The 20,113-nt window shown below is 40.3% G+C and carries 20 protein-coding genes and 1 tRNA gene; 6 read left to right on the top strand and 15 right to left on the bottom strand.

Annotated features, from left to right (window positions below):
• Positions 1-232: 232 nt before the first annotated feature.
• From PJ15_RS00250 to PJ15_RS00235, 4 genes are all read right to left on the bottom strand, one after another.
• Entirely contained in the window at positions 233-634 is a 402-nt protein-coding gene (locus PJ15_RS00250; protein ID WP_004770378.1) for a hypothetical protein, read from the bottom strand.
• Between the two features lie 366 nt (positions 635-1,000).
• A complete protein-coding gene (locus tag PJ15_RS00245) occupies positions 1,001-1,342 on the bottom strand; it encodes an FKBP-type peptidyl-prolyl cis-trans isomerase (RefSeq protein ID WP_004770379.1) in 342 nt (113 codons plus the stop codon).
• A gap of 30 nt (positions 1,343-1,372) precedes the next feature.
• On the bottom strand, positions 1,373-1,903 hold the full coding sequence (locus tag PJ15_RS00240; protein ID WP_047426582.1) for a YaeQ family protein: 531 nt from the start codon (positions 1,901-1,903) through the stop codon (positions 1,373-1,375).
• A gap of 81 nt (positions 1,904-1,984) precedes the next feature.
• Positions 1,985-2,998, bottom strand: a complete 1,014-nt coding sequence (locus PJ15_RS00235) for a CobW family GTP-binding protein (RefSeq protein WP_047426579.1) — start codon at positions 2,996-2,998, stop codon at positions 1,985-1,987.
• A gap of 478 nt (positions 2,999-3,476) precedes the next feature.
• Between PJ15_RS00235 and PJ15_RS00230 the strand changes: the two genes are divergently transcribed.
• Positions 3,477-3,668: a hypothetical protein gene (locus tag PJ15_RS00230; protein ID WP_047426575.1), complete on the top strand. Its 192-nt coding sequence runs from the start codon at positions 3,477-3,479 to the stop codon at positions 3,666-3,668.
• Between the two features lie 136 nt (positions 3,669-3,804).
• On the opposite strand, the gene PJ15_RS00225 is transcribed toward PJ15_RS00230, so the two are convergent.
• The 3 genes from PJ15_RS00225 to PJ15_RS00215 form a co-directional block, all read right to left on the bottom strand.
• Positions 3,805-4,326, bottom strand: coding sequence for an acyl-CoA thioesterase (locus PJ15_RS00225; RefSeq protein WP_004770386.1), 522 nt, complete (start codon positions 4,324-4,326; stop codon positions 3,805-3,807).
• 211 nt (positions 4,327-4,537) lie between these two features.
• Positions 4,538-5,161: a MarC family protein gene (locus tag PJ15_RS00220; protein WP_004770387.1), complete on the bottom strand. Its 624-nt coding sequence runs from the start codon at positions 5,159-5,161 to the stop codon at positions 4,538-4,540.
• Positions 5,162-5,222: 61 nt separating this feature from the next.
• Positions 5,223-5,639 carry a J517_1871 family lipoprotein gene (locus PJ15_RS00215; RefSeq protein WP_047426572.1) on the bottom strand — a complete coding sequence of 139 codons (417 nt, stop codon included), beginning with the start codon at positions 5,637-5,639 and terminating at the stop codon, positions 5,223-5,225.
• A gap of 319 nt (positions 5,640-5,958) precedes the next feature.
• Between PJ15_RS00215 and PJ15_RS00210 the strand changes: the two genes are divergently transcribed.
• Positions 5,959-6,294, top strand: coding sequence for a hypothetical protein (locus tag PJ15_RS00210; RefSeq protein WP_005259112.1), 336 nt, complete (start codon positions 5,959-5,961; stop codon positions 6,292-6,294).
• Positions 6,295-6,500: 206 nt separating this feature from the next.
• Here PJ15_RS00210 and PJ15_RS00205 read toward each other — a convergent pair whose 3' ends face one another.
• Positions 6,501-7,388, bottom strand: a complete 888-nt coding sequence (locus PJ15_RS00205; RefSeq protein WP_004770392.1) for an ArgP/LysG family DNA-binding transcriptional regulator — start codon at positions 7,386-7,388, stop codon at positions 6,501-6,503.
• A 218-nt stretch (positions 7,389-7,606) separates the two neighbouring features.
• Between PJ15_RS00205 and PJ15_RS00200 the strand changes: the two genes are divergently transcribed.
• Positions 7,607-8,203, top strand: a complete 597-nt coding sequence (locus PJ15_RS00200) for a LysE/ArgO family amino acid transporter (RefSeq protein WP_005259114.1) — start codon at positions 7,607-7,609, stop codon at positions 8,201-8,203.
• Between the two features lie 50 nt (positions 8,204-8,253).
• Here PJ15_RS00200 and PJ15_RS00195 read toward each other — a convergent pair.
• Both PJ15_RS00195 and greB read right to left on the bottom strand, forming a co-directional pair.
• A tRNA-Ser gene (locus PJ15_RS00195) sits at positions 8,254-8,343 on the bottom strand.
• Between the two features lie 96 nt (positions 8,344-8,439).
• Positions 8,440-8,928, bottom strand: coding sequence for a transcription elongation factor GreB (greB, locus tag PJ15_RS00190; RefSeq protein WP_047426566.1), 489 nt, complete (start codon positions 8,926-8,928; stop codon positions 8,440-8,442).
• 376 nt (positions 8,929-9,304) lie between these two features.
• On the opposite strand from greB, the gene PJ15_RS00185 reads away from it, so the two are divergent.
• Complete coding sequence (locus tag PJ15_RS00185; protein WP_047426563.1) at positions 9,305-10,414, top strand: transglycosylase SLT domain-containing protein; 1,110 nt, start codon at positions 9,305-9,307, stop codon at positions 10,412-10,414.
• A gap of 55 nt (positions 10,415-10,469) precedes the next feature.
• Here the strand turns inward: PJ15_RS00185 and PJ15_RS00180 are convergent, their stop codons facing one another.
• Complete coding sequence (locus PJ15_RS00180) at positions 10,470-10,853, bottom strand: SCP2 sterol-binding domain-containing protein (RefSeq protein WP_004651955.1); 384 nt, start codon at positions 10,851-10,853, stop codon at positions 10,470-10,472.
• A 196-nt stretch (positions 10,854-11,049) separates the two neighbouring features.
• Entirely contained in the window at positions 11,050-11,955 is a 906-nt protein-coding gene (gene ttcA / locus PJ15_RS00175; RefSeq protein WP_047426559.1) for a tRNA 2-thiocytidine(32) synthetase TtcA, read from the bottom strand.
• 497 nt (positions 11,956-12,452) lie between these two features.
• On the opposite strand from ttcA, the gene PJ15_RS00170 reads away from it, so the two are divergent.
• The gene (locus PJ15_RS00170) at positions 12,453-13,319 is read left to right on the top strand and encodes a lytic transglycosylase domain-containing protein (protein ID WP_047426556.1); all 867 of its coding nucleotides are present in this window, start codon (positions 12,453-12,455) and stop codon (positions 13,317-13,319) included.
• A gap of 217 nt (positions 13,320-13,536) precedes the next feature.
• Positions 13,537-14,442, top strand: coding sequence for a protease HtpX (gene htpX, locus PJ15_RS00165; RefSeq protein ID WP_005259145.1), 906 nt, complete (start codon positions 13,537-13,539; stop codon positions 14,440-14,442).
• 58 nt (positions 14,443-14,500) lie between these two features.
• Here htpX and PJ15_RS00160 read toward each other — a convergent pair whose 3' ends face one another.
• From PJ15_RS00160 to PJ15_RS00150, 3 genes are all read right to left on the bottom strand, one after another.
• Positions 14,501-15,094 carry a DUF4112 domain-containing protein gene (locus tag PJ15_RS00160; RefSeq protein ID WP_047426551.1) on the bottom strand — a complete coding sequence of 198 codons (594 nt, stop codon included), beginning with the start codon at positions 15,092-15,094 and terminating at the stop codon, positions 14,501-14,503.
• Positions 15,095-15,172: 78 nt separating this feature from the next.
• Positions 15,173-16,510 carry a magnesium transporter gene (gene mgtE / locus PJ15_RS00155; RefSeq protein WP_047426548.1) on the bottom strand — a complete coding sequence of 446 codons (1,338 nt, stop codon included), beginning with the start codon at positions 16,508-16,510 and terminating at the stop codon, positions 15,173-15,175.
• A gap of 291 nt (positions 16,511-16,801) precedes the next feature.
• Positions 16,802-19,909, bottom strand: coding sequence for an efflux RND transporter permease subunit (locus PJ15_RS00150; RefSeq protein WP_047426545.1), 3,108 nt, complete (start codon positions 19,907-19,909; stop codon positions 16,802-16,804).
• Positions 19,910-20,113 lie beyond the last annotated feature (204 nt).

Raw genomic sequence — 20,113 nt, 5'->3', positions numbered from 1 at the left:
GTGCTGATCGCAAAGCATGCCTGAATCATCTTACCGTTTATGGAAACACAAGATGATTTAAATGATCAGCTGGGAATATGGATTGTATTTATAATTTTAAAAACTGAAAATAAACTTAAAAGTATTTTTTATGAAATAAATCACACGATAACTGCATATTGATTAACAAAAATCTAAAAACTCCTAAGATGACAAGCAACATTAGGAGTTTTCAAGCAGTGAGCGAGTTAAATTAATACTGGATTGACTGAAAGTTTGGATGCTCTGCGAGTTGCTGTAAATAATGACGCTCTTTTTGATAAAAATATTTATTTAAACGGTTCACCCATTCTCCACGGCGAAAGGTCAATATTTTTTTATGGACACCATCATATTCCAGCAATACCACATTACTGTCATCTTCCCCTGAGGCTAAGCGGGTAATTTTATAATCATGCGGCGCATATTGATGTGAGGGCTGTAATGATCTCAAAATTTCTACTTTATATTCGCCATCCAGCCAGTAATGTTTATCCATCAGGGCTTTTTCATTAACCCAGAAACCGGTCTGTGCGCCATCATGCGTATCGATCAGAAAAAAATGATCGAGCTCTCTTAATAATTCTGATGCAGTGATATCCAAATAATCATTCATACCCACCTCTACTCACACAAATTCTTATCGTTGCTTATTGCCATATTTTTATCGTGGATAAACTACAAGTGACTGTTCCCCCATCTACCTGTAGTGATCCGAAGTGCAAATTTTCACGATCTGTACTAAATAATCGCGCTTTAAAATAGAATCGTAGAAAATTGCTCTTTTAACTCAAAGATATACAGGACTGTATACAGAATCAATATTTTTCTCTTGGGTTGCCGTATAATTCAGATAAAAGAAATCTATATAAAAATCAAAATGTTAGTGAGAGATTATATTTATATTAATAGGTGTTTGATTTTAAAGTGATTTAGTTCAAAAACAAGACTAAACCACTTTAATTTTGACATGACAAACGTGTTATTCGTCGCGCGTTTTTACATCAAAAAGTTCGATTTCAAAAGTCAGATTGGCGTTAGCTGGGATAATTTTCCCAATCTTACGTGTGCCATAAGCCAAGTGTGCAGGAACGATTAGTTTACGCTTTCCGCCTACTCGCATCCCCATAATGCCCTGATCCCAACCTTTGATCACACGGCCTGTACCAATCACGGTTTCAAAATAGTTGCCGCGATCAAGTGAAGAATCAAACTTTGTGCCATCTTCCAGCCAGCCTGTATAGTGAGTCGTGATCAAAGCACCACGAACTGCCTCTTTACCTTCGCCTACTTTTAAATCAATAATTTCTAATTCTGCAGTCATTTCTATCTCTCCACATTACTCAAACCAAGATTATTGCAATTGTTGCCATTGAATGTCGACCTGACCTTTGTCACTTAACAACGACCATTCTCCATCCATAATATTGAGCTGTAATTGCATGGTACGTTCGCATAAGCTTTCAAGTGCTTGCGTGGTTTGAGGAGCCAGTTGCCATACTTGCACATTGTTTAAGGTTTTAATCTTGCTATTCTTCTGCCACCAGTCGTCCGCCTGTGAGCCATAAGTCACGACCGCCACCTGCTTACAACGTGCACTGGCCTTTTTGACTTTATCTTCCGATGGGCAACCCACTTCAATCCACTTTTCTAAAAGTCCAGTCAAATCTTTTTGCCATAAAGCAGGCTCATCTGTTTCAAACAGGTCTTTGGTAAATTCCAGATGCTCATCGGCAAAACGTGCATAAGCAAGAATACGAACCATTAAACGCTCAATCGTTTCGGATGGATGCAAAGCAAGTGTCAGTTGGTAATCTGCATAGATATGCTCATCCATATTGGCAATATTCAGGTCTGCCTTATATATTGTTGCTTTTAACGCCATAAACGATACTCTTAAAATGCGGTGCTCTCAAATTTGGCGCTAAGCATACTCTATTTTAGGGGCAAGAATGCGCTGAATTATTCAGGTGGTCGACGAATCTTCAGGATTGCGACAAGCCAACAACAGGGTCTCAAATGCCAGCCAATCCTGCTCAGACTGCGTAATCACCTCAATCCGGTTATCAATGCCCTCTTCGGCAGATTTATAGTTAAATTGCTGTGGATTGAAGTTAAAACTTTTCCAGCCCTGATCGGTATTAAAGATTCCCTTAATGCGCACCCAGTCTTGCTGCGCACACAACACATCCAGCAGATCATAAAAATTAAACTGCCAGCGTTTGGGAAGTTTCCAGCCTGCAACCGTATAGCCCTGAGCTGTTTCAATATAATGATAAGGAAGTTGTTTAATCTCAGCGTTTGGCTCATGCGTCGACTGTACTTGCTGTATCTTTAATAAAGGCTGAATTTTTCGTTGCAGCGCTTGCTGTTGAATATCTAATTGTTGAATATCCACTTGTCCATTTTCAGCTTCAATCCAATATTGGACATAAGGTTCATATTCTTGTTTTAACGCCATATAAGCTTGACGATCTGCTGCTGTCATACAGTCGATATGAGATAACACCACAACTTGTGCCGCTTTGAGTTGATCGGTATATAAGTTTTGCTTCACCCATGCCTCATCATGCAAACGGCTACCATCTACCACAATAACCAAAGCTCGCATCGCCAAACTGCTTTGCCAATGTGGCTCAGTCAATTGTTCCAAAAGTTGAGCTGGATGCCCTAAACCTGTCGGCTCGATAAATAAACGGTCAGGCTTGCTTTCAGTTAATAAACGCGCAAGTGCAATTTGCATCGGCAATTGACTACTACAACATAAACAGCCGCCTAATAATTCTTTAACTGCATAACCTTTCTGTTGGCTAATCAGTTGCTGATCGACACCAATTTGCCCAAATTCATTCATCAATATCGCCCAAGTCTCATTCTCAGGCTTTTGCGTCAGTAAATGCTGTAATAAAGTGGTTTTACCCGCTCCAAGAAAACCAGAAATAATATGGGTTGGAACCGTTTTGGGAGCAAGAAATTTCACGATGCACTCGCATTAAACATTTATTTCATTTTAAAGAGAAAAATTTATTAAATAAATTAAAGAATAGAGATTTAATATAATTTGCCTCTTGACTCATTAATTAAAAATAAAGAGATATACATCACAAACAATATCTAGAAAGCTTATTTAATGTTGAAAACTAAATGGTTTATTCAATTAATAGATATTCGTCAAACTTAAATCAATGTTTAAAATACGTAAAAAACCAGCTTGTTTTTTGACCACAAAAACATATTTCCATACATTTTCATCCTTAATTTCTCCATGCTATTTTACATAGCAACTACATAAAGCGACCCAATATTTCATATTGTTAAGAATGACGTAATAGATTGTTAAGGATGTTGCCGCAAAAACGTTTGGCCCATAGCATGGACCTCATGCCGAAATGAGAGATTTGGATTAACCGAATCATCCATTGATGGCTGTTATTTTAAATGAAATAAGGATGCCAAACATGAAACTTATCAAAACTCTTCTTGCAACAACTCTTACTCTTGCAGCAGCTTCTTCATTTGCAGCAACAGCTGAAGAACAAGCTCAAACTCAAGACCAAGTTGTTGTTTCAACTCAAGAGCAACCTGGTACTCAAGCTGCAACCGATGCTACAGGTGAAGCACCTGCATCTACTCCAGCACCAACTAACTAAGCAGATCTAAAGATTTCCTCCAAATCTTTAGACCAACATTCGTAATGATCTAACGCTTATTTCATTACCAATGTAAAAAAGATCGGACCATGCTGCGGTCCGATTTTTTATTTTGAATGATCTAAAACTTAAAGCATTAGCACTGCGTTGACTTTTTAAACATACTGCATGAAGGTTGATGGACTTCTTGCAAACGCGTTGCTTTACGTTGCTCTGCTGCCTCAAAACGACAACGCTTCCACTCAGTATCTAAATTTAATTGCGGCACTTCTTTTGGCTTACGCTGCTCATCAACTGCGACCATGGTGAAATAACAGGTATTGGTATGGCGTATGGTTCTATTCTGGATATTCTGTGCTTCGACACGAATACCGATTTCCATTGAAGTACGGCCAACATGGTTCACACTGGCCAGAAATGTCACCAGTTCACCCACATAAATCGGCTCTTTGAAATTTACGCGGTCAACCGATAAAGTCACCACATAGCTCCCCGAATATCGACTTGCACAAGCATACGCAACTTGATCTAACAGCTTGAGAATCGTGCCACCATGAACATTGCCTGAAAAGTTTGCCATATCAGGCGTCATCAAAACGGTCATGGTCAACTCTGACTGGTCATCAGGTGCCTGGTTCGCTTGATCTAATTGATACATGAGAAGAGCTCATTAAGAATGCAACCTTATTATTATCGTTTATTCATGCAGATAAAAATATGCGCAAAATGCTAAAACATCATCAATTATTTTTATGATCTTTCTATTTATTCATTTGAAATAATGACATTAAAGCTGCTTCTACAAGAGAGTTGACATTCTCTCCCACATAAAAACAGCTCCAATTTAAGAAATTCAGATCCTAAGCGGTTTAGCTTAGATTGGCTGAACGAATCAGACCGACTACGCCATTCACGATCATATCAATCGCAATCGTACCAATCAGCAAGGCAGATAAACGACCAACAATATCAAAATACCGGTCAATATATTTGGCATGTTTATAGCGAAGATGATCATGACCAAATTTCATCAGGATGAGAATACTACAAGTCAAAATCAAGGTTAATGCGATCACCGCCATTGCGCCTGTAAAAGGTACGCTCACCCCTGTTACAACCGCCGCACTAATCGTACCTGGGCCGATCATAAAAGGCATCGCAATTGTGCCCGCCAGATGCTCAGGTGCGCCGCGCATTTCACCAATGGTTTCTGCGCCCTGAAACACATAACGATAGCCAATGACCAGAAAGATTAAACCGCCAAAAATTTGAAAAGATTCAAAACGCACATTCAAATAGCGACTAAAAATATTCTCGCCGCCCCATGCAAACAGGATAAATACCCCAAAAGCAATCAAACTCCCCTGAATTAATGCCTTACTAAATATCTTGGCATCCGTATTGCGGATCATCCCCACCATATAAACACTCATCAGGAAGGGATTTAAGAGTGAGAAAAATAATGCAAACGCATGAATATAAGGAGAAAACATGGCACTCTCGTTATCAGCGGAAAATATTAAAAACGATCAACATAAAAATCAGATATCGCGCTTATGAACCTACGACCAATGACTTACAACGCGGTGTCACATTCTTGAGCTGATCATCTTTATTCAGATCCAATGTCACCCCTAGCCCCAACAGACTCACGCGTATTTTTGCATTGCTATTATTTAATGCTTTCACATTAAATTTCACGCCTTGATCACTGTAAAGCACATTGTCGACCAACTTCACTTTATAAGACATCGCTTCCTTACGGTCGTCCAGACACAATACGCCACTTCCCTGACGATTCAGATTTAAAACAGCCATCGACGAACCCGCTTCACCTGACCAATTGCCTGAAAATGGTAGTTGGGTAGCACTTAACTGATTAAATTGAGCGGGTGTCATGGTTGTTATCGAAGTACAGCCCACCAAAGCAAAAGCGAAAATCCCGGGTAATAAAATGTTCTTCACAACCATCACCTAAACTAATAAAAATAAAAGAATTCCTTCTATTTTCCCACATTTAAGCTTTTTTTAATTTGTAGCGCATGTATATAGCTAGTATCGGAAATGTTAAGAAATTTAGATCACTTCGACGTTACTCTGCTATTTTTTCAATAGTGATCTAAAAATAATAATTTTGAATGAGAATATAAAAATTTTCATTTTTATCTTAATAAATCAATACCGATCCCATTAAATGTGAGCACTTTGTAATAATTAATTTAAATATTAAATTATGACTTGATTTCTACTCGATTCATCTGTAAATTTTCTTTTTGAGCGAGTAATTCAAATGACTTTCCAAACGATCTTTGAAACCTTTCAAACACTTCCAAATGGAACGGATGCCTACAAACAAATAAAAAACCAATGTGAACAGGCAATTATCAATGCCGAAAACCCTCTAGAGCATTGTGCTTTATTGCTGGTTTATGGTTTCACAAAAAACTATGTTTTGCTCTACGAAGATCAACCTGTCACCCCTGATTTTTCAAACAAAGTAAAAGCCCAACTCACTCATTATATGCAGGAAATCAGTACTGCTTTAGCCACTGAGGATGCAGCTTCAATCCTCACTGCCTTAAATCATATTTCTAAACAATACATCGATAGTTCTAGAATTTTCTAGTGAGTTAAAGCGCGGAAAATAAAGGACAAGGTTCATCTATTTTCAGTAGCGCTTCTAAATAGTGTCTCATTATATTTTTATACTGAGATTATTATTTAGAAGCGAACCTATATAAACCTAATATGAGGTATTTTAAATACATCTCATATAATATGCCGTGCATAAAAATATATAATATTTATCTTAAAATGTAATATTTATATTTTTTAGATCAGAATTTTCTTTGCGTGACTCACAATATGTTCAGTCAAAAGCTGCAACGGATTCGATTGCTGATTCCAGTGATGCCAATATAATGGCACTTCTATTTTCGCTTCTGGTAGCAACTCAACCAGAGCATCCGTTTTATTTTCACTCACCAACTGAAGCTCTGGCACCATGCCATAGCCCAGTCCCAATTTAATTGCAGTCACAAAAGACTCAGAAGAAGGAATGAAATGACAAGGATAGCTGCCTTTCATTAGACCATAACTTTTTTCCAGAATATCGAAATGCATACGATCTTTATCATTAAAGATAATCGCAGGTGTAGTCCTTAAGCTTTCCCGATGAATACCATCTGCAAACCATTTTTGACTAAATTGTTGAGTCGCGACCATTCGATAACGCATCACACCCAAATATTCAGCATGACAGCCCCGCATCGGCTTATCTTCAATCGAAATACAGGCACTGACCGTTCCCTTCTCTAATAGGGAATAGGTATGAGACTGGTCATCTATTCGAATCTCAAGCGCAATTTTCTGTTTGATCAGAACATCTTTTAAGGTCGGCAATAACCATGTCGCCAGAGAATCAGCATTTGAAGCAATCACCGCCTTAAAAAAGTTTGATTCAGCGCCACCCGTCAAATCGTGCAGCATGTTTTGCTCTAAACGCTTTACATGCTGCAAATGCTCAAATAACTGTTGTCCAGCTTGGGTAAGAACACAAGGACGACCACGGATCAATAACAGCTTGCCCAGCTCTTTTTCCAAAGCCTGCACTCTTAATGTGACAGCAGAAGAGGTAATGCAAAGCTGTGCCCCCGCCTGTTCAAAACTTCCATTCTCCGCAACTGCGAAAAAAGCTTCACATTGTTTAGTATCTAGCATCACAAACCTTAAAAAAATTTAGGCAACCCAAAACAATCTTAATTTTACTGACTTTTCTAATTTAAAAAAGATAATAGCAAACATAAATTTTCAATACGCAAAATCTCCCTTTCTTTCAAGATCAGATTGAATGCTCCGTCAGAAGTTAAATCAACGGCATCAGCTCGGATCCAGAAAGATAAATCCATCTCCACCACAATTATTGAGGAGCTAAAAATATGACCGCATTCTTCTATGGGCTAGGTATCGGCTTTTCTTTAATTTTAGCTATTGGCGCACAAAATGCCTTTGTATTAAAACAAGGCTTAAAACAGCAGCACGTTTTTTGGGTCTGTTTAATCTGTGCACTTTCTGATTCTATTCTGATCTATTTAGGTGTGACTGGTTTCTCGAAAATTGTTGTCGATTATCCTCTAATTGTCACGCTTGCAAAATATTTTGGTGCAGCATTCTTATTTCTCTATGGACTCAGAAATTTTTATTCAGCCATTCACAATAATGCTGGACTCAATCCAAGTGAAATTGAAAAAGACTCATTACTTAAAATTATAGGTATGTGTCTTGCCTTTACCTGGCTGAACCCACATGTGTACTTGGATACCGTGATTCTAGTAGGTTCTATTTCTGTGCAGTTTGCAGATCAGATCTATTTATTTGCAGCAGGCACTATTCTGGCTTCATGGATTTTCTTCTTTGCTCTCGGTTACGGTGCAAAAGTATTGCTACCTTTATTTAAGAAAGCCGTTTCATGGAAAATTCTAGATGTGCTGGTCGGTATCATAATGTGGGCGATTGCCACTAAATTACTATTCTAAATCATCAGACAATAAAAAAGCCCTTGTTTTCACAAGGGCTTTTTCGTATTTGGCGGAAGCGGTGAGATTCGAACTCACGGAGGACTCACACCCTCGTCGGTTTTCAAGACCGGTGCATTAAACCGCTCTGCCACGCTTCCAATGGCGGCTATCATATAAATAAAAGTTCGACTTGGCAAATCTTTTATTTAAAAACCTGCATCAAATGCTCAAAATAAAATCAACAAGCTGTATTTTTACGAATTTTCAGGCTTTTCATAGCGAATTGAGTTGATATACCACAATTTTTTGCCCAATGGTGTATGCACTTCCACTTCATCATCAACCTGCTTACCCAACAATGCACGCGCCATCGGTGACTCAATCGAAATATGTTGTGGATGGTGGTCATAGATTTCATCGACACCCACAAGGCGCAATTTTTTTTGCTCCCCTGCATCATTTTCGATTTCTACCCAAGCACCAAAATAAACCTTGCCTTCTTGCTCAGGCACATAATCTACAATTTTTAATTCTTCCAGACGTTTGCCTAAATATCGGACACGGCGGTCTATTTTTCGAAGCAACTGTTTATTGTACTGGTAATCGGCATTCTCTGAGCGATCACCTAAACTCGCAGCCCAATTCACCTTTTTGGTAATTTCAGGACGTTCATCGTGCCAAAGTTTCTTGAGTTCGGCGACCAATAAATCATGTCCAGTACGCGTAATTAAATTCGATTTCATAGGCTTAAAAATACGTTAAAACAACATTCCACTTACAAGTTTTTGCATTGTATTCCTTATTTCGCCACGACTAAAGTGTATAAATTTTATTCTTTTTCGAAATCATGTATTTGTGATGCAATTCTCATATTTTTTTAATCCAAAATTTGACAATCACATTTTTGACGCTTAATATGCGCGCCTAAGTTTGTTTTTGTCTATTTTTTGTACGCCTTATAAATGTTGTGAAACATTTGCGTCTTTTTTTCCTTTAATCAATGTCATTTTGAATGACGTTCATGATTTGCCCACCCCTTATTGAATTTATCAACTTTTAAAAGTTAAGGCAGTGTATTGCTGAACTTTTAGGGCATAAATTACCTGTAGCGGAGACAACATGCACAGTAATTCAAGTTCTGGGTCTAGGCCTAGCCTTAACTCTTTATCTTCCACGCTCCCGTTTCAAGCATTAGCTTTAACTATTGCGGCTTTACCTTTCAACAGCTTGAATGCAGAAAAATCGCATCAATACAACACTGTTGTAACCACCAATGTCCTTACTGTCGTTGCAGTTGAAAGTCCAACAACAGTATTTAACGATGGTCAATTTTTACATGGCTTTGGCTATGACCTAGCACGTAACTATGCGCAAAGCCTGAATGTAAAACTTGATTTTAAAACTGTCCCAGACAATGCCACTGCATTAAAATGGGTTGCTCAGGGCAAAGCCAATCTTGCCATGACCACAGCAAACCTCGCTGCAATTGAAAACAAACAACTTGTTTCTTTTTCAGCAAGCTGTGGCGATCAGGCTAGCCTGAGTAAGAATGGTCTAAATCCCGAGTTAAACTGGGTATTTAAACAGGCAGATGATCCACTCACTTTAACAGCGAGTGGTTATGTATGTCAGAGTAAGCAGACGGGTACGACCCAACAGCTGGCTTCATTTTATAATCGTAATGTTGTGAAGCCAGAATCATGGTCAACGATTCAGAAAGATCTGAAACAACGCTTACCGATTTATAAAGCTAGCTTTAAACAAAGTGCATCTAGATACAATTTAGACTGGCACTTACTTGCTGCAATTGGCTATCAAGAGTCTTATCTTAAACCGACCTCAGTCTCTCCCACTGGTGTTCGTGGTTTAATGATGTTGACCAATAGCACAGCTCAAGCCATGGGTGTGAGTAATCGTTCCGATCCGAACCAAAGTATTCAAGGCGGTGCCAAATATTTTGATCTGATGCTAGACCAGTTCTCTAACGTTCCTTACCCAGATCGTAACTGGTATGCATTGGTGGCTTATAATATGGGCCCTGGTGCAGTCAGCCAGATCCAGAAGCGTATCCGTGCCCAAGGCAAAGATCCAAATCAATGGGTAAATCTATATGATCACTTGCAGCGCAATCAGGCGCGTAATGGCCGTTATAAGCAAGCGCTACAATATGTCACGCGTATTCGTACTTATTTAGAGCATATCAAAACCAATAGTCGTATTGATGTCTAAATTTAAGGCAATAAAAAAGCTTACCTCAGGGTAAGCTTTTTTATATGAAAAGAATTTAAGCAGTTTGCTCAAGTACTTTCTTAAATAAATCTTTTTGCTCTTGGCTTGGCTTCGCTGTTTGTAAAGCCATAAGCTGAGACATATCACCTTGAACCTTGATTTTACCAGTCATGAATGCTTGCATTGCAGCGGCCATGTCAAACTCAAGGAATACTTTACGTAAAGTTTCAGCATCCATGTTCAAAGTTGTTTTAGCATTTGAAGATAAACCTTTTTGGATTTTACCCGCATCTAAAGCTAACTCTGTATTACCAGCTGCATCTGTTACAACCAAGTTAATCGCTAAATTCGCAAGCGCAGGTGGCAAGTTTAAATCACCAGCTTCAGCAGTAAGTTTTTCAACAGTTGCAAACCAATCATCAGTTAAAAATGCAGCCATGATTATTCCTCAAATGTATTTGTTCAATTTCTTGTGTCATCTATCCAGACGACATCTCATGAAGCAATTTGCTTGTGCCCTGTTATAGCATGTAATTTTTATTTTAGGCTATGATTTTTTGTACGCGGGATTCAATTTTTAAATTTTTTATAAAAAAAAGGTACTTAACCAGTACCTTTTCAAAAAGTTTTACACTTTACTCTGCTGCAAAACTCAGGTTGACCACATCAAGACGGTTCTTCATCTCTTCTGGATCCTTCATATCAAACTCGCGTTGACCATCTAAAGCTTCAAAGTCGAATAACTCGCGGTCTGCCAGTTGCGATGGAGAAACGTTCTGTAACGCACCGAAAATGCTGTGCAGACGTTTTGGATGTTGCTTGTCCCATTCACGTAACATGTCATTGATAATGGCACGCTGTAAGTTTTCTTGTGAACCACACAAATTACATGGAATGATCGGGAACTGACGTATTTCCGCGTACTTGATGATGTCCTTCTCTTCGACATAAGCCAAAGGACGGATCAGAATATTTTTCTTATCAGAAGATAGAAGTTTTGGTGGCATCGCTTTCAAACTGCCGCCATGGAATAAATTCAAAAAGAATGTTGCCATGATGTCATCGCGATGGTGACCCAACGCCACTTTAGTCGCGCCGATTTCCTGTGCAAAGCCATAGAGTGAGCCACGGCGTAAACGTGAGCATACCGCGCAATACGTCTTACCTTCAGGCGTTAAACGCTTGGTAATGGTATAGGTATCTTTTTCCAGAATGTAATATGGAATATTGTTCTCTTCCATATAACGTGGCAAGACATCTTCAGGGAAACCCGGCTGTTTCTGATCCAGATTGACCGCAACAACATCAAAGTTAATTGGCGCAATACGCTTGAATTGCAACAAGATATCAAGCATGGTATAGCTGTCTTTACCACCAGACACGCAGACCATGACCTTGTCACCCTCTTCGATCATGTTGTAATCACGAATCGCATGCCCCACCTGACGACGAAGTTTTTTCAACAGGCGATAATACGCCGAACTTGTCGGAAGCTCTGGCTTGAAATTAAATCCTTGGTTGGACTCCACTGGCGCGTACATAGACGTGATTTACTCATAAACAAAAATACCGCGCGATTTTATCTCATTCCGAAAAAATGCGCATCTAAAGAATTTTTCAATTTCTTTCAATCGTCATATTTCAGTTTCATACTGGTAAAATTCTGATCAAAATAATCCAGAATGGCCTAGATCGCTTATATTTCAAACTTTTCCACAGTTGTCCACAAAAGCTGTGGATAAATTTGTGGATTTCTTAGCTATTGACAAACTGCTTTTATCTTAAAATAAGGCTTCCCATTAGATTGATCATTTTTTAACCAATCATTTTATACAATTAAAATCAATAACTTATATAAGTCAAGACTTACTTTTTAAAAAAAATATTTTAATTTTTTTTGCTGAACATTCGAGCAAATTGACTTGATTTTTGTCTGACACTAAAAAATAAAAAAATTGTAGCAAAAGATCTTTTTTTACATTTTTTTGTTAAACTGCCACATGAAACTTATGCTCATCCTTTCGCGAATATTATAACGATGAACAAAACAACTTATTTTTTTGCTGTTTGCTTGGGAACAATCGGTTTTTTTAATGGTACAGTATCAAGTTATGCTGGGCAGACGATTTATCAATTTAAAGATGATAATGGTACAACGCTACTCACCAATAAGAAGAAAGCAGAGTACAGTCATTTAAAAGTCGTTAAAGCAACTTATTATCCCGACAGCAATATTCATAGCTATAGTAACTGGGGCGCAAGTGAAGCCTCTGTACTACCAAGCTATAGCCGCAATAAAAATGCATTTGACCAACTGATCCGTCAGGCCGCTCAACAGCACGGGATTTCTGAGGGCTTAATCAAAGCGGTCATGCATACCGAGTCTGGATTTAATATCAAGGCTCGCTCTCCTGTGGGCGCTCAAGGTCTCATGCAGCTTATGCCTGCAACAGCGCGCCGATTTAATGTCAGTAATGCTTATGATCCGCAACAAAACATTTTTGGCGGTGCCAAGTATCTGAGCTGGTTACTCAAACGTTTTAATGGTAATACCCAATTGGCCATTGCTGCCTATAATGCAGGTGAAGGCAATGTAGATAAATACGGCGGCATTCCCCCATTTCGCGAAACGCAAGATTATGTCCGTCGTGTCACCAGCCGTTATCAAAATCTCTATGCTTCTGGCTTAGGCACTTTTACAGATTCAAGTAACAACAACCAAGTACTGGCTCAATCAGCAAATTACAGCTCATCGTCGAATAATATTGCCGAACCGCCCCCAGCACCCAAACAATATAACCGTCAGATTATTACCCTTGCAGATGGAACCTTTACCGATGCCCCATCTGGTACCTATACCACCACCAATGCCACTGCATCGGCCCGAATACGTCTCAGTGATTAACAATTCAGGCCATCCATTCTCATAGAATGATTTTGCTTGCTATTTTTTATACAAAACAGCTTTTAAGTCCCTGTTTCACAGCCAGTTCATAATTTTATTGGCTAAATGTATCTACGCCGATTTTTTTCTTGAATTTTTAGGGTTCGCCCTGCATATTAGCGTTATGATTTATAATTTATAAATCAGATCACTTTTTCTTTATAAGAGGGTTTTCTCAATGATGCGGATTGGTTTGTTCTTGCTAACCAACCTCGCGGTACTGGTTGTAGCTGGCATTATCTTGTCACTCTTCGGTGTCGGTAGTTACCATGGCGCGGGTGGCTTGAATCTAGGCAACCTACTGGTCGTCTGTTTTGTCTTTGGTATGGTAGGTTCTATTATTTCCCTATTCATGTCGAAGTGGATGGCTAAAAAAACCACTGGGACAGAATTAATTGACCCAAATGCACCCCGTAGTCAAGCAGAAGCTTGGTTATTACAAGAAGTGGCGCAATTATCTCAACGTGCAGGTATTAACATGCCTGAAGTGGGTATTTTCCCTTCTTACCAATCCAATGCATTTGCGACAGGTTGGAATAAAAATGATGCTTTGGTAGCTGTTTCAACAGGTCTACTCGAGCGTATGAACAAAGATGAACTTCGTGCTGTATTGGCTCACGAAATCGGTCACGTTGCAAATGGTGACATGGTTACCCTTGCGCTGATCCAAGGTGTCGTCAACGCCTTCGTGATGTTCTTTGCACGTATTGCAGGTGACTTCATTGACCGTAACGTATTTGGTCGTGAAGATGGTGAAGCACCAGGTCTCGCTTATTTTGCCATTACGATTGTACTCGACATCGTATTCGGTATTTTGGCTTCTACCATCGTGATGTGGTTCTCTCGTCAACGTGAATATCGCGCAGACGAAGCTGGCGCACGTTTAGCTGGTAAACAGGCCATGATTTCTGCCCTACTTCGCTTACAAGCAGAGTCAGAAATGCCAGATCAAATGCCGAAAGAAATGAAAGCATTTGCGATTACGGAAGGTAAGGAACAAGGCTTTAGCTTAGCGGCTTTATTCCAGACCCACCCAACCATTGAACAACGTGTTGCTGCATTACAGCAATTAAACGTTCAATAATCAGTATCAGATAAACGATAAAGCCTCCACAATGGAGGCTTTATTTTTGTCTAATCATCTAGTGCGATTGGAAGGATTGATAAAATTGCCACAGATAACTAAAGCCAGCCCACACCGCTAGCACCAGTAAAATCACCACTGCAATTCCCAATAGATCTGGAATGCGGAGCCAGATCCAGCTCACCACCGGATTACGCCAAAAGGCAGACGTTTTCTGTTTTTGTTCAAGTGACTCATGCAAGAATGGATGAACCACATGAATATCGCTGTGTACCTGATACTCATCACGAATATGTTCATGCACAATCTCAAGCGTCTTGCGGCTGGGACGTATAAATACGTCAAATACGGTCCCGACAATCGGTACGAAACCAACCAGCATATCCATGATCGCCAGTTTCACCACACCTTTGAGCTTATGTTGCGGAACACCCACTTCTCTGGCTTTTTTAAAGGCATATAAGGTCAGGATAAAACCAGCAATATCTCCGGCAAATGGAATCGTGCTCAATGCAGCATCCGCCCCCACGCCCTGCTTGGTAAATGGTATGCGAACCAAGCTGTCCATAGTATTGGCGAATTTTGCCAAATCACGCTCGACCGCGATGGCTTGCTGCTGAGTTAGTTTTTTTTGTTCTGGATAATCAGTCATTCACTCAACCTAAAAACGATGTTTATCCTTGAGAATAAAGTAGTTTTTAGGTTTTGTCGGTACAATTATTATTACGGCCTAGAATAAAATCATCGAGGCGATAAATAAGTAAACAATTACCCCTGTCGCATCACAAATCGAAGTGACCAGAGGCGCTGAAGCACTGGCTGGATCAAGCCCTGCTTTATTTAAAATAAAAGGTAAGCTCATTCCGATCAGACAACCCATCAACACAATCCCCATCATACTTAATGCAAGAACTAGAGCCACCATTTCGTCACCACGGAAATAACCCAATAGCGAAACAGCCACCGCCATAGTTCCACCAAGGCACAGAGCCACCAGACTTTCCCGCCCCAGTAACGAGAACCAGTCTTTAAATTGAACATCTCCTGTTGCCAAAGCACGTACCATCAATGTGGAAGATTGGGAACCCGCGTTTCCGCCACTCCCCACCAGCAATGGCAAGAAGAATACCAGTACTAAATTCTGCGCAATTACATCTTCATAGTGCGCAATCCCGATCCCAGATAATAAACTTCCAAATACCAGAAAAACCAGCCAGAACACGCGTTTCTGGTAGAGCTGTAAAATCGGCGCAGATTTAATGCTAAGTTTGGATGATGCATCAACCGCCCCGACTTTTAAGAAGTCTTCGGTGGCCTCTTCACTGGCAACATCCATCGCATCATCGTAGGTCACGATCCCGACCATCATGTCATGGTGGTCAATAATTGGTAACGCCAATAGATCATAACGTGCAATGGTTTTGGCGACTTCATCCTGATCAGTATCGACATACGCGGTCAGGACATTAGTTTCCATTAACTCATTAATATTCTGCTCTTCAGCCGCCAGAATTAACTGTTTAAGAGATAAAACCCCAAGGATTTTTCTGGCCTGATCCAGCACATAGGCAAAATAAATCATTTCAGTATCTGGCGCTTCCAGACGCAACATTTTAATCGCATCTTTCACGCTGATATTAGGCTTGAGCGTGGCGTATTCAGAACTCATGATCGCCCCTGCTGTTCCTTCCAGATAAGAAGAAAGCTGGCGAATATCTTCCCTTTCAGCCTGAGCTAAAGCAGGCAATAAGGTATTTTGTTGCTCCTGATCCAGACACTTAAACACATCGGCGCGCTTATCCGAAGACATCTCGCCAATAATTTCTGCCAGAATATGTCTCGGCATGGCTTTGGCAAGTTTGACCTGTTCATTAGGTGGAAGATAAGAGAAAACGTAGGCACGCTCAGGTAAGTGGGTGAGCAACAGTTGACTTTGCTCTACAGAGAGCTGGGTTAAGACATCGGCAATATCCACTGCCCGAAAAGTCTGTACAGATGCGAGTGCAAGTTCAATATGATTATTTTTGAGTGCGTCGCTTAATAGATATAAAAAATTATTGTAGCTCATGTCAGCCTCTTCACTACAAATGATCTGCAATGAAGAACTACAAGCAGCCTATTGATTTACTGCTAAATAGAAAGCTTCATGCAGATTTTGATGAATATAAAAATGTGTAATCTGGGATAAATTACAACTCTGCGTGTCCATTTAGGCAATCAAACCTCATTAGACCGTTTATACGGCACGGCAATACTACAAATTTTTTTTAATATTCTCAACTTACTCAACAAAAATGAACAATTTCTGTCTCATCTTGATCAATGAATCATTCATTTCTGTTGAGGTACTGAAGCCATTTTATTTAATCGCTTCAACCTTTTGTTTAGGTTTAAACCAACTGGTTACCAGCACATACATAAAAGGAATGAAGATCAGTACCAGTATCGTACCAAAAACAACCCCGCCAAATACGCTATAACCAATTGCCTGTCGGCTCAACGCGCCCGCACCGCTCGAAAACATAAGCGGGATAACACCCGCACCAAAGGCAATCGAGGTCATCAAAATTGGACGTAGACGTAAGCCTGCTGCACGTAAGGCGGCTTCCAACGGCGCTTGGCCCTGTTGTTGCAGACTAGCTGCGAACTCAACCATTAAAATGGCATTTTTACATGACAAACCAATCGTGGTGAGTAAGGCAATCTGGAAATAAATATCGTTGGCAAACCCAAACAGATAACTGAATAAAATCGTTCCACCGACACCTAGAGGAATTGCAGCCATCACCACAGATGGAATTGACCAGCTTTCATAAAGTGCTGCAAGACACAGGAAAATAAAGGCGACAGAAATCAGATAGAGCCAGATCGCCTGATTGCTGGATTCCTGTTCCTGATAAGATAATCCGCTCCACGCCAATCCGACATCAGGCATTTTATCAACCAGCCCCTGAATGGCCTGCATCCCTTGTCCGCTACTGAAACCATTGGCTGCATCCGCTTCGGCACTAATTGCTGGATAGCCCATAAAACGTTCTAGCATTGGTGGGGCACCTTGCCATCCAATCTGACTAAACTGTGAAAATGGCACCATTTGTCCATTGGCATTTTTCACATACCAGTAATTGAGATCTTCTGGCTTAGAACGATATGGTGCATCACCTTGTAAATACACGCGCTTGATCCGACCACGATCAATAAAGTCATTGATATAGCTACCGCTCCAAGCCGTCGATAAGGTGCGATTAATTTCACTGACATTTAGGCCATGGATCATTGCCGCTTTATGGTCAATCTTGATATTCAGAACCGCCTGATCGTCATTGCCTTTTTTATCCAGATTGTCAACGGAATCCAGTGCATTGCCCTGTTGCTGTAAATCCTGAAAAGAAGATAACAGACTTGGTCTACCTAAGCCTTTGGTATCCTGTAGCCAAAAATCGATCTTATCCGAGTTACCTAATCCGCGAATCACAGAAGGCATCAATACCATAATGCGCGCCTGATTATTCTGCGAAAAATACTTCATTGCACGCGCACGAATTTGCTGGGCACTATTTTCCGCACCCTTTCGATCATCCCAATGTTTTAATGAAACAAAGGCCTGTCCAAGATTTTGTCCAGTTCCCGAAAAATTGCGTCCATGAATCACCATCACCCCATTTAAGTTAGCCTTTTCATGTTCGAGAAAATAGTCGGAAATGTATTTGCCTACTTCTTCCGTTTTACTCATCGGTGTCCCTTCTGGTAAACGGAACTGCACTCCTAAAGTTCCCTGATCTTCTTGAGGTAAAAAGCTGGTTGGCAACTCACGATAGACCCAGACAAAACCGCCAATCAGGATTGCAATACCAATCAAGGAAATACTTTTTACACTGATGACTTTCTTAGACACGTTCAGATAACGTGTTTTGATATAGTCGAGCCCGTTATTAAACATAACCGCCCAACGCGCTTGCTTATGTTGGGGTTTCAGCAAAATGGCACACAAAGCTGGTGTCAGGATCAAGGCCACCAATAAAGACAGTCCCATTGCAACCACTAAGGTAATGGAGAACTGTCGATAAATAATGCCTGTCGCACCGCTAAAAAAGGACATCGGGATAAAAACAGCGGTCAGCACTAAGGTAATCCCGACCAATGCACCACTAATTTCTTGCATCGATTGAATAGAAGCTTCTTTGGCACTGAGCTGCTGTTCGTGCATGAGACGTTCAACGTTCTCAACCACAACAATCGCATCATCGACCAGCAAACCAATCGCCAGTACCATGGCAAATAAGGTCAGTGTGTTAATACTCATGCCTAAAACGGCCAATACTGCAAAAGTGCCTAAAATCACCACAGGAACGGTGATTGCGGGGATCAAGGTCGCACGCCAGTTTTGCAAGAAGATGAACATCACCAGCACCACCAGGCCGATGGCTTCAATCAGGGTGGACACCACTTGTGACATAGATTCTTTAACAAATGGCGTGTCATCTCGTGGATACATCACGAAATAGCCTTCTGGTAAGGTTTTTTCCAGACGGGCAACTTCTTTATACACCGCATCGGCGACCTGCGTCATATTGGCGCCGACACTCAAAGACAGTGAAAGACCAGACCCAGGATAACCATTGATACGGTTAAAAACCTGATAATTTTCTGCCCCGATCTCAACACGCGCGACATCTTTTAAATAGATAAAACTGCCATCACTGTTAGCTTTAATAATAATATTTTCAAATTGCTCAGGCGTTCGAAGTAACGAGCCTGCAGTGACTTTGGCATTCAAGTATTGATCACTTGCTGCAGGTAGATCTCCAATCGCACCAGCAGCCACTTGTGTATTCTGATTTTCTATCGCAGTTCGGACATCACTGACTTGAAGCTGATAACGTTCCAGTCGTTGCGGATCCAACCAGATCCGCATGGCATATGGCGAACCAAACACACTGACTTCGCCAATCCCTTCGATCCGGCTCAGATTCAGTTCAAAATTATTGGTAATATAATCTGAAATATCAAGATTGGTTGATCGACCAGATCTGTCACCGACCCCAATCACCAAAAATGAATCACTCAAGGACTTACGAACATTGACGCCTTGTCGTTGAACATCATCAGGAAGACGGTTAATTGCCCCATTGACTGCATTTTGTACCTGAACCTGTGCCTGATCAGGATCGGTACCTTGCTCAAAGAACAAACTGATTCGGCTATTACCACTGGCATCACTGCTAGAACTAAAATAAAGCAGATGATCAATTCCCTTAATTTGTTGTTCTAGAACCTGCGTCACACTATCTTCAACCGCTTGGGCATCGGCACCACTATAGTTAGCCGCAACAGTAATTCGGGGAGGAGCAATATCGGGATAACGTTCTACAGGCAAATTTAAAATTGCAAATAGGCCAACAGCCATCACAATAATTGCCAGCACAGTCGCAAAGATAGGACGATGAATAAAAAACTTAGATAGCATGGCTGTTTATTCCATTAGCGAAACAGTCAATTTTTCAAAAAGATAGGCAAATACAGGCACTTTTTCAGAATATGATCATTACCGAGCTGACAGGCAAACACCATCCCTATTAACATATCATTTCAAAAAGCGTAAATTACGGAGAAATAATGAATTTCAGGTTATTCACAATAAAAATTAATGCGCTAGCTTTGCAATAATTCA

It is taken from the genome of Acinetobacter sp. neg1, assembly GCF_000788125.1.
Classification (GTDB): Bacteria; Pseudomonadota; Gammaproteobacteria; order Pseudomonadales; family Moraxellaceae; genus Acinetobacter; species Acinetobacter vivianii.
This window is presented reverse-complemented; position numbering and strand designations above follow the sequence as displayed.

What these genes read in the sequence shown, in the direction of transcription:
- PJ15_RS00185 (WP_047426563.1), top strand. Translation starts at nt 9,305, where the DNA reads ATGCACAGTAATTCAAGTTCTGGGTCTAGGCCTAGCCTTAACTCTTTA.
- PJ15_RS00200 (WP_005259114.1), top strand. Translation starts at nt 7,607, where the DNA reads ATGACCGCATTCTTCTATGGGCTAGGTATCGGCTTTTCTTTAATTTTA.
- PJ15_RS00220 (WP_004770387.1), bottom strand. Translation starts at nt 5,161, where the DNA reads ATGTTTTCTCCTTATATTCATGCGTTTGCATTATTTTTCTCACTCTTA.
- ttcA (WP_047426559.1), bottom strand. Translation starts at nt 11,955, where the DNA reads ATGTACGCGCCAGTGGAGTCCAACCAAGGATTTAATTTCAAGCCAGAG.
- PJ15_RS00150 (WP_047426545.1), bottom strand. Translation starts at nt 19,909, where the DNA reads ATGCTATCTAAGTTTTTTATTCATCGTCCTATCTTTGCGACTGTGCTG.
- PJ15_RS00225 (WP_004770386.1), bottom strand. Translation starts at nt 4,326, where the DNA reads ATGTATCAATTAGATCAAGCGAACCAGGCACCTGATGACCAGTCAGAG.
- PJ15_RS00205 (WP_004770392.1), bottom strand. Translation starts at nt 7,388, where the DNA reads ATGCTAGATACTAAACAATGTGAAGCTTTTTTCGCAGTTGCGGAGAAT.
- htpX (WP_005259145.1), top strand. Translation starts at nt 13,537, where the DNA reads ATGATGCGGATTGGTTTGTTCTTGCTAACCAACCTCGCGGTACTGGTT.
- PJ15_RS00245 (WP_004770379.1), bottom strand. Translation starts at nt 1,342, where the DNA reads ATGACTGCAGAATTAGAAATTATTGATTTAAAAGTAGGCGAAGGTAAA.
- PJ15_RS00210 (WP_005259112.1), top strand. Translation starts at nt 5,959, where the DNA reads ATGACTTTCCAAACGATCTTTGAAACCTTTCAAACACTTCCAAATGGA.
- PJ15_RS00240 (WP_047426582.1), bottom strand. Translation starts at nt 1,903, where the DNA reads ATGGCGTTAAAAGCAACAATATATAAGGCAGACCTGAATATTGCCAAT.
- mgtE (WP_047426548.1), bottom strand. Translation starts at nt 16,510, where the DNA reads ATGAGCTACAATAATTTTTTATATCTATTAAGCGACGCACTCAAAAAT.
- PJ15_RS00170 (WP_047426556.1), top strand. Translation starts at nt 12,453, where the DNA reads ATGAACAAAACAACTTATTTTTTTGCTGTTTGCTTGGGAACAATCGGT.
- PJ15_RS00230 (WP_047426575.1), top strand. Translation starts at nt 3,477, where the DNA reads ATGAAACTTATCAAAACTCTTCTTGCAACAACTCTTACTCTTGCAGCA.
- greB (WP_047426566.1), bottom strand. Translation starts at nt 8,928, where the DNA reads ATGAAATCGAATTTAATTACGCGTACTGGACATGATTTATTGGTCGCC.
- PJ15_RS00180 (WP_004651955.1), bottom strand. Translation starts at nt 10,853, where the DNA reads ATGGCTGCATTTTTAACTGATGATTGGTTTGCAACTGTTGAAAAACTT.
- PJ15_RS00215 (WP_047426572.1), bottom strand. Translation starts at nt 5,639, where the DNA reads ATGGTTGTGAAGAACATTTTATTACCCGGGATTTTCGCTTTTGCTTTG.
- PJ15_RS00160 (WP_047426551.1), bottom strand. Translation starts at nt 15,094, where the DNA reads ATGACTGATTATCCAGAACAAAAAAAACTAACTCAGCAGCAAGCCATC.
- PJ15_RS00250 (WP_004770378.1), bottom strand. Translation starts at nt 634, where the DNA reads ATGAATGATTATTTGGATATCACTGCATCAGAATTATTAAGAGAGCTC.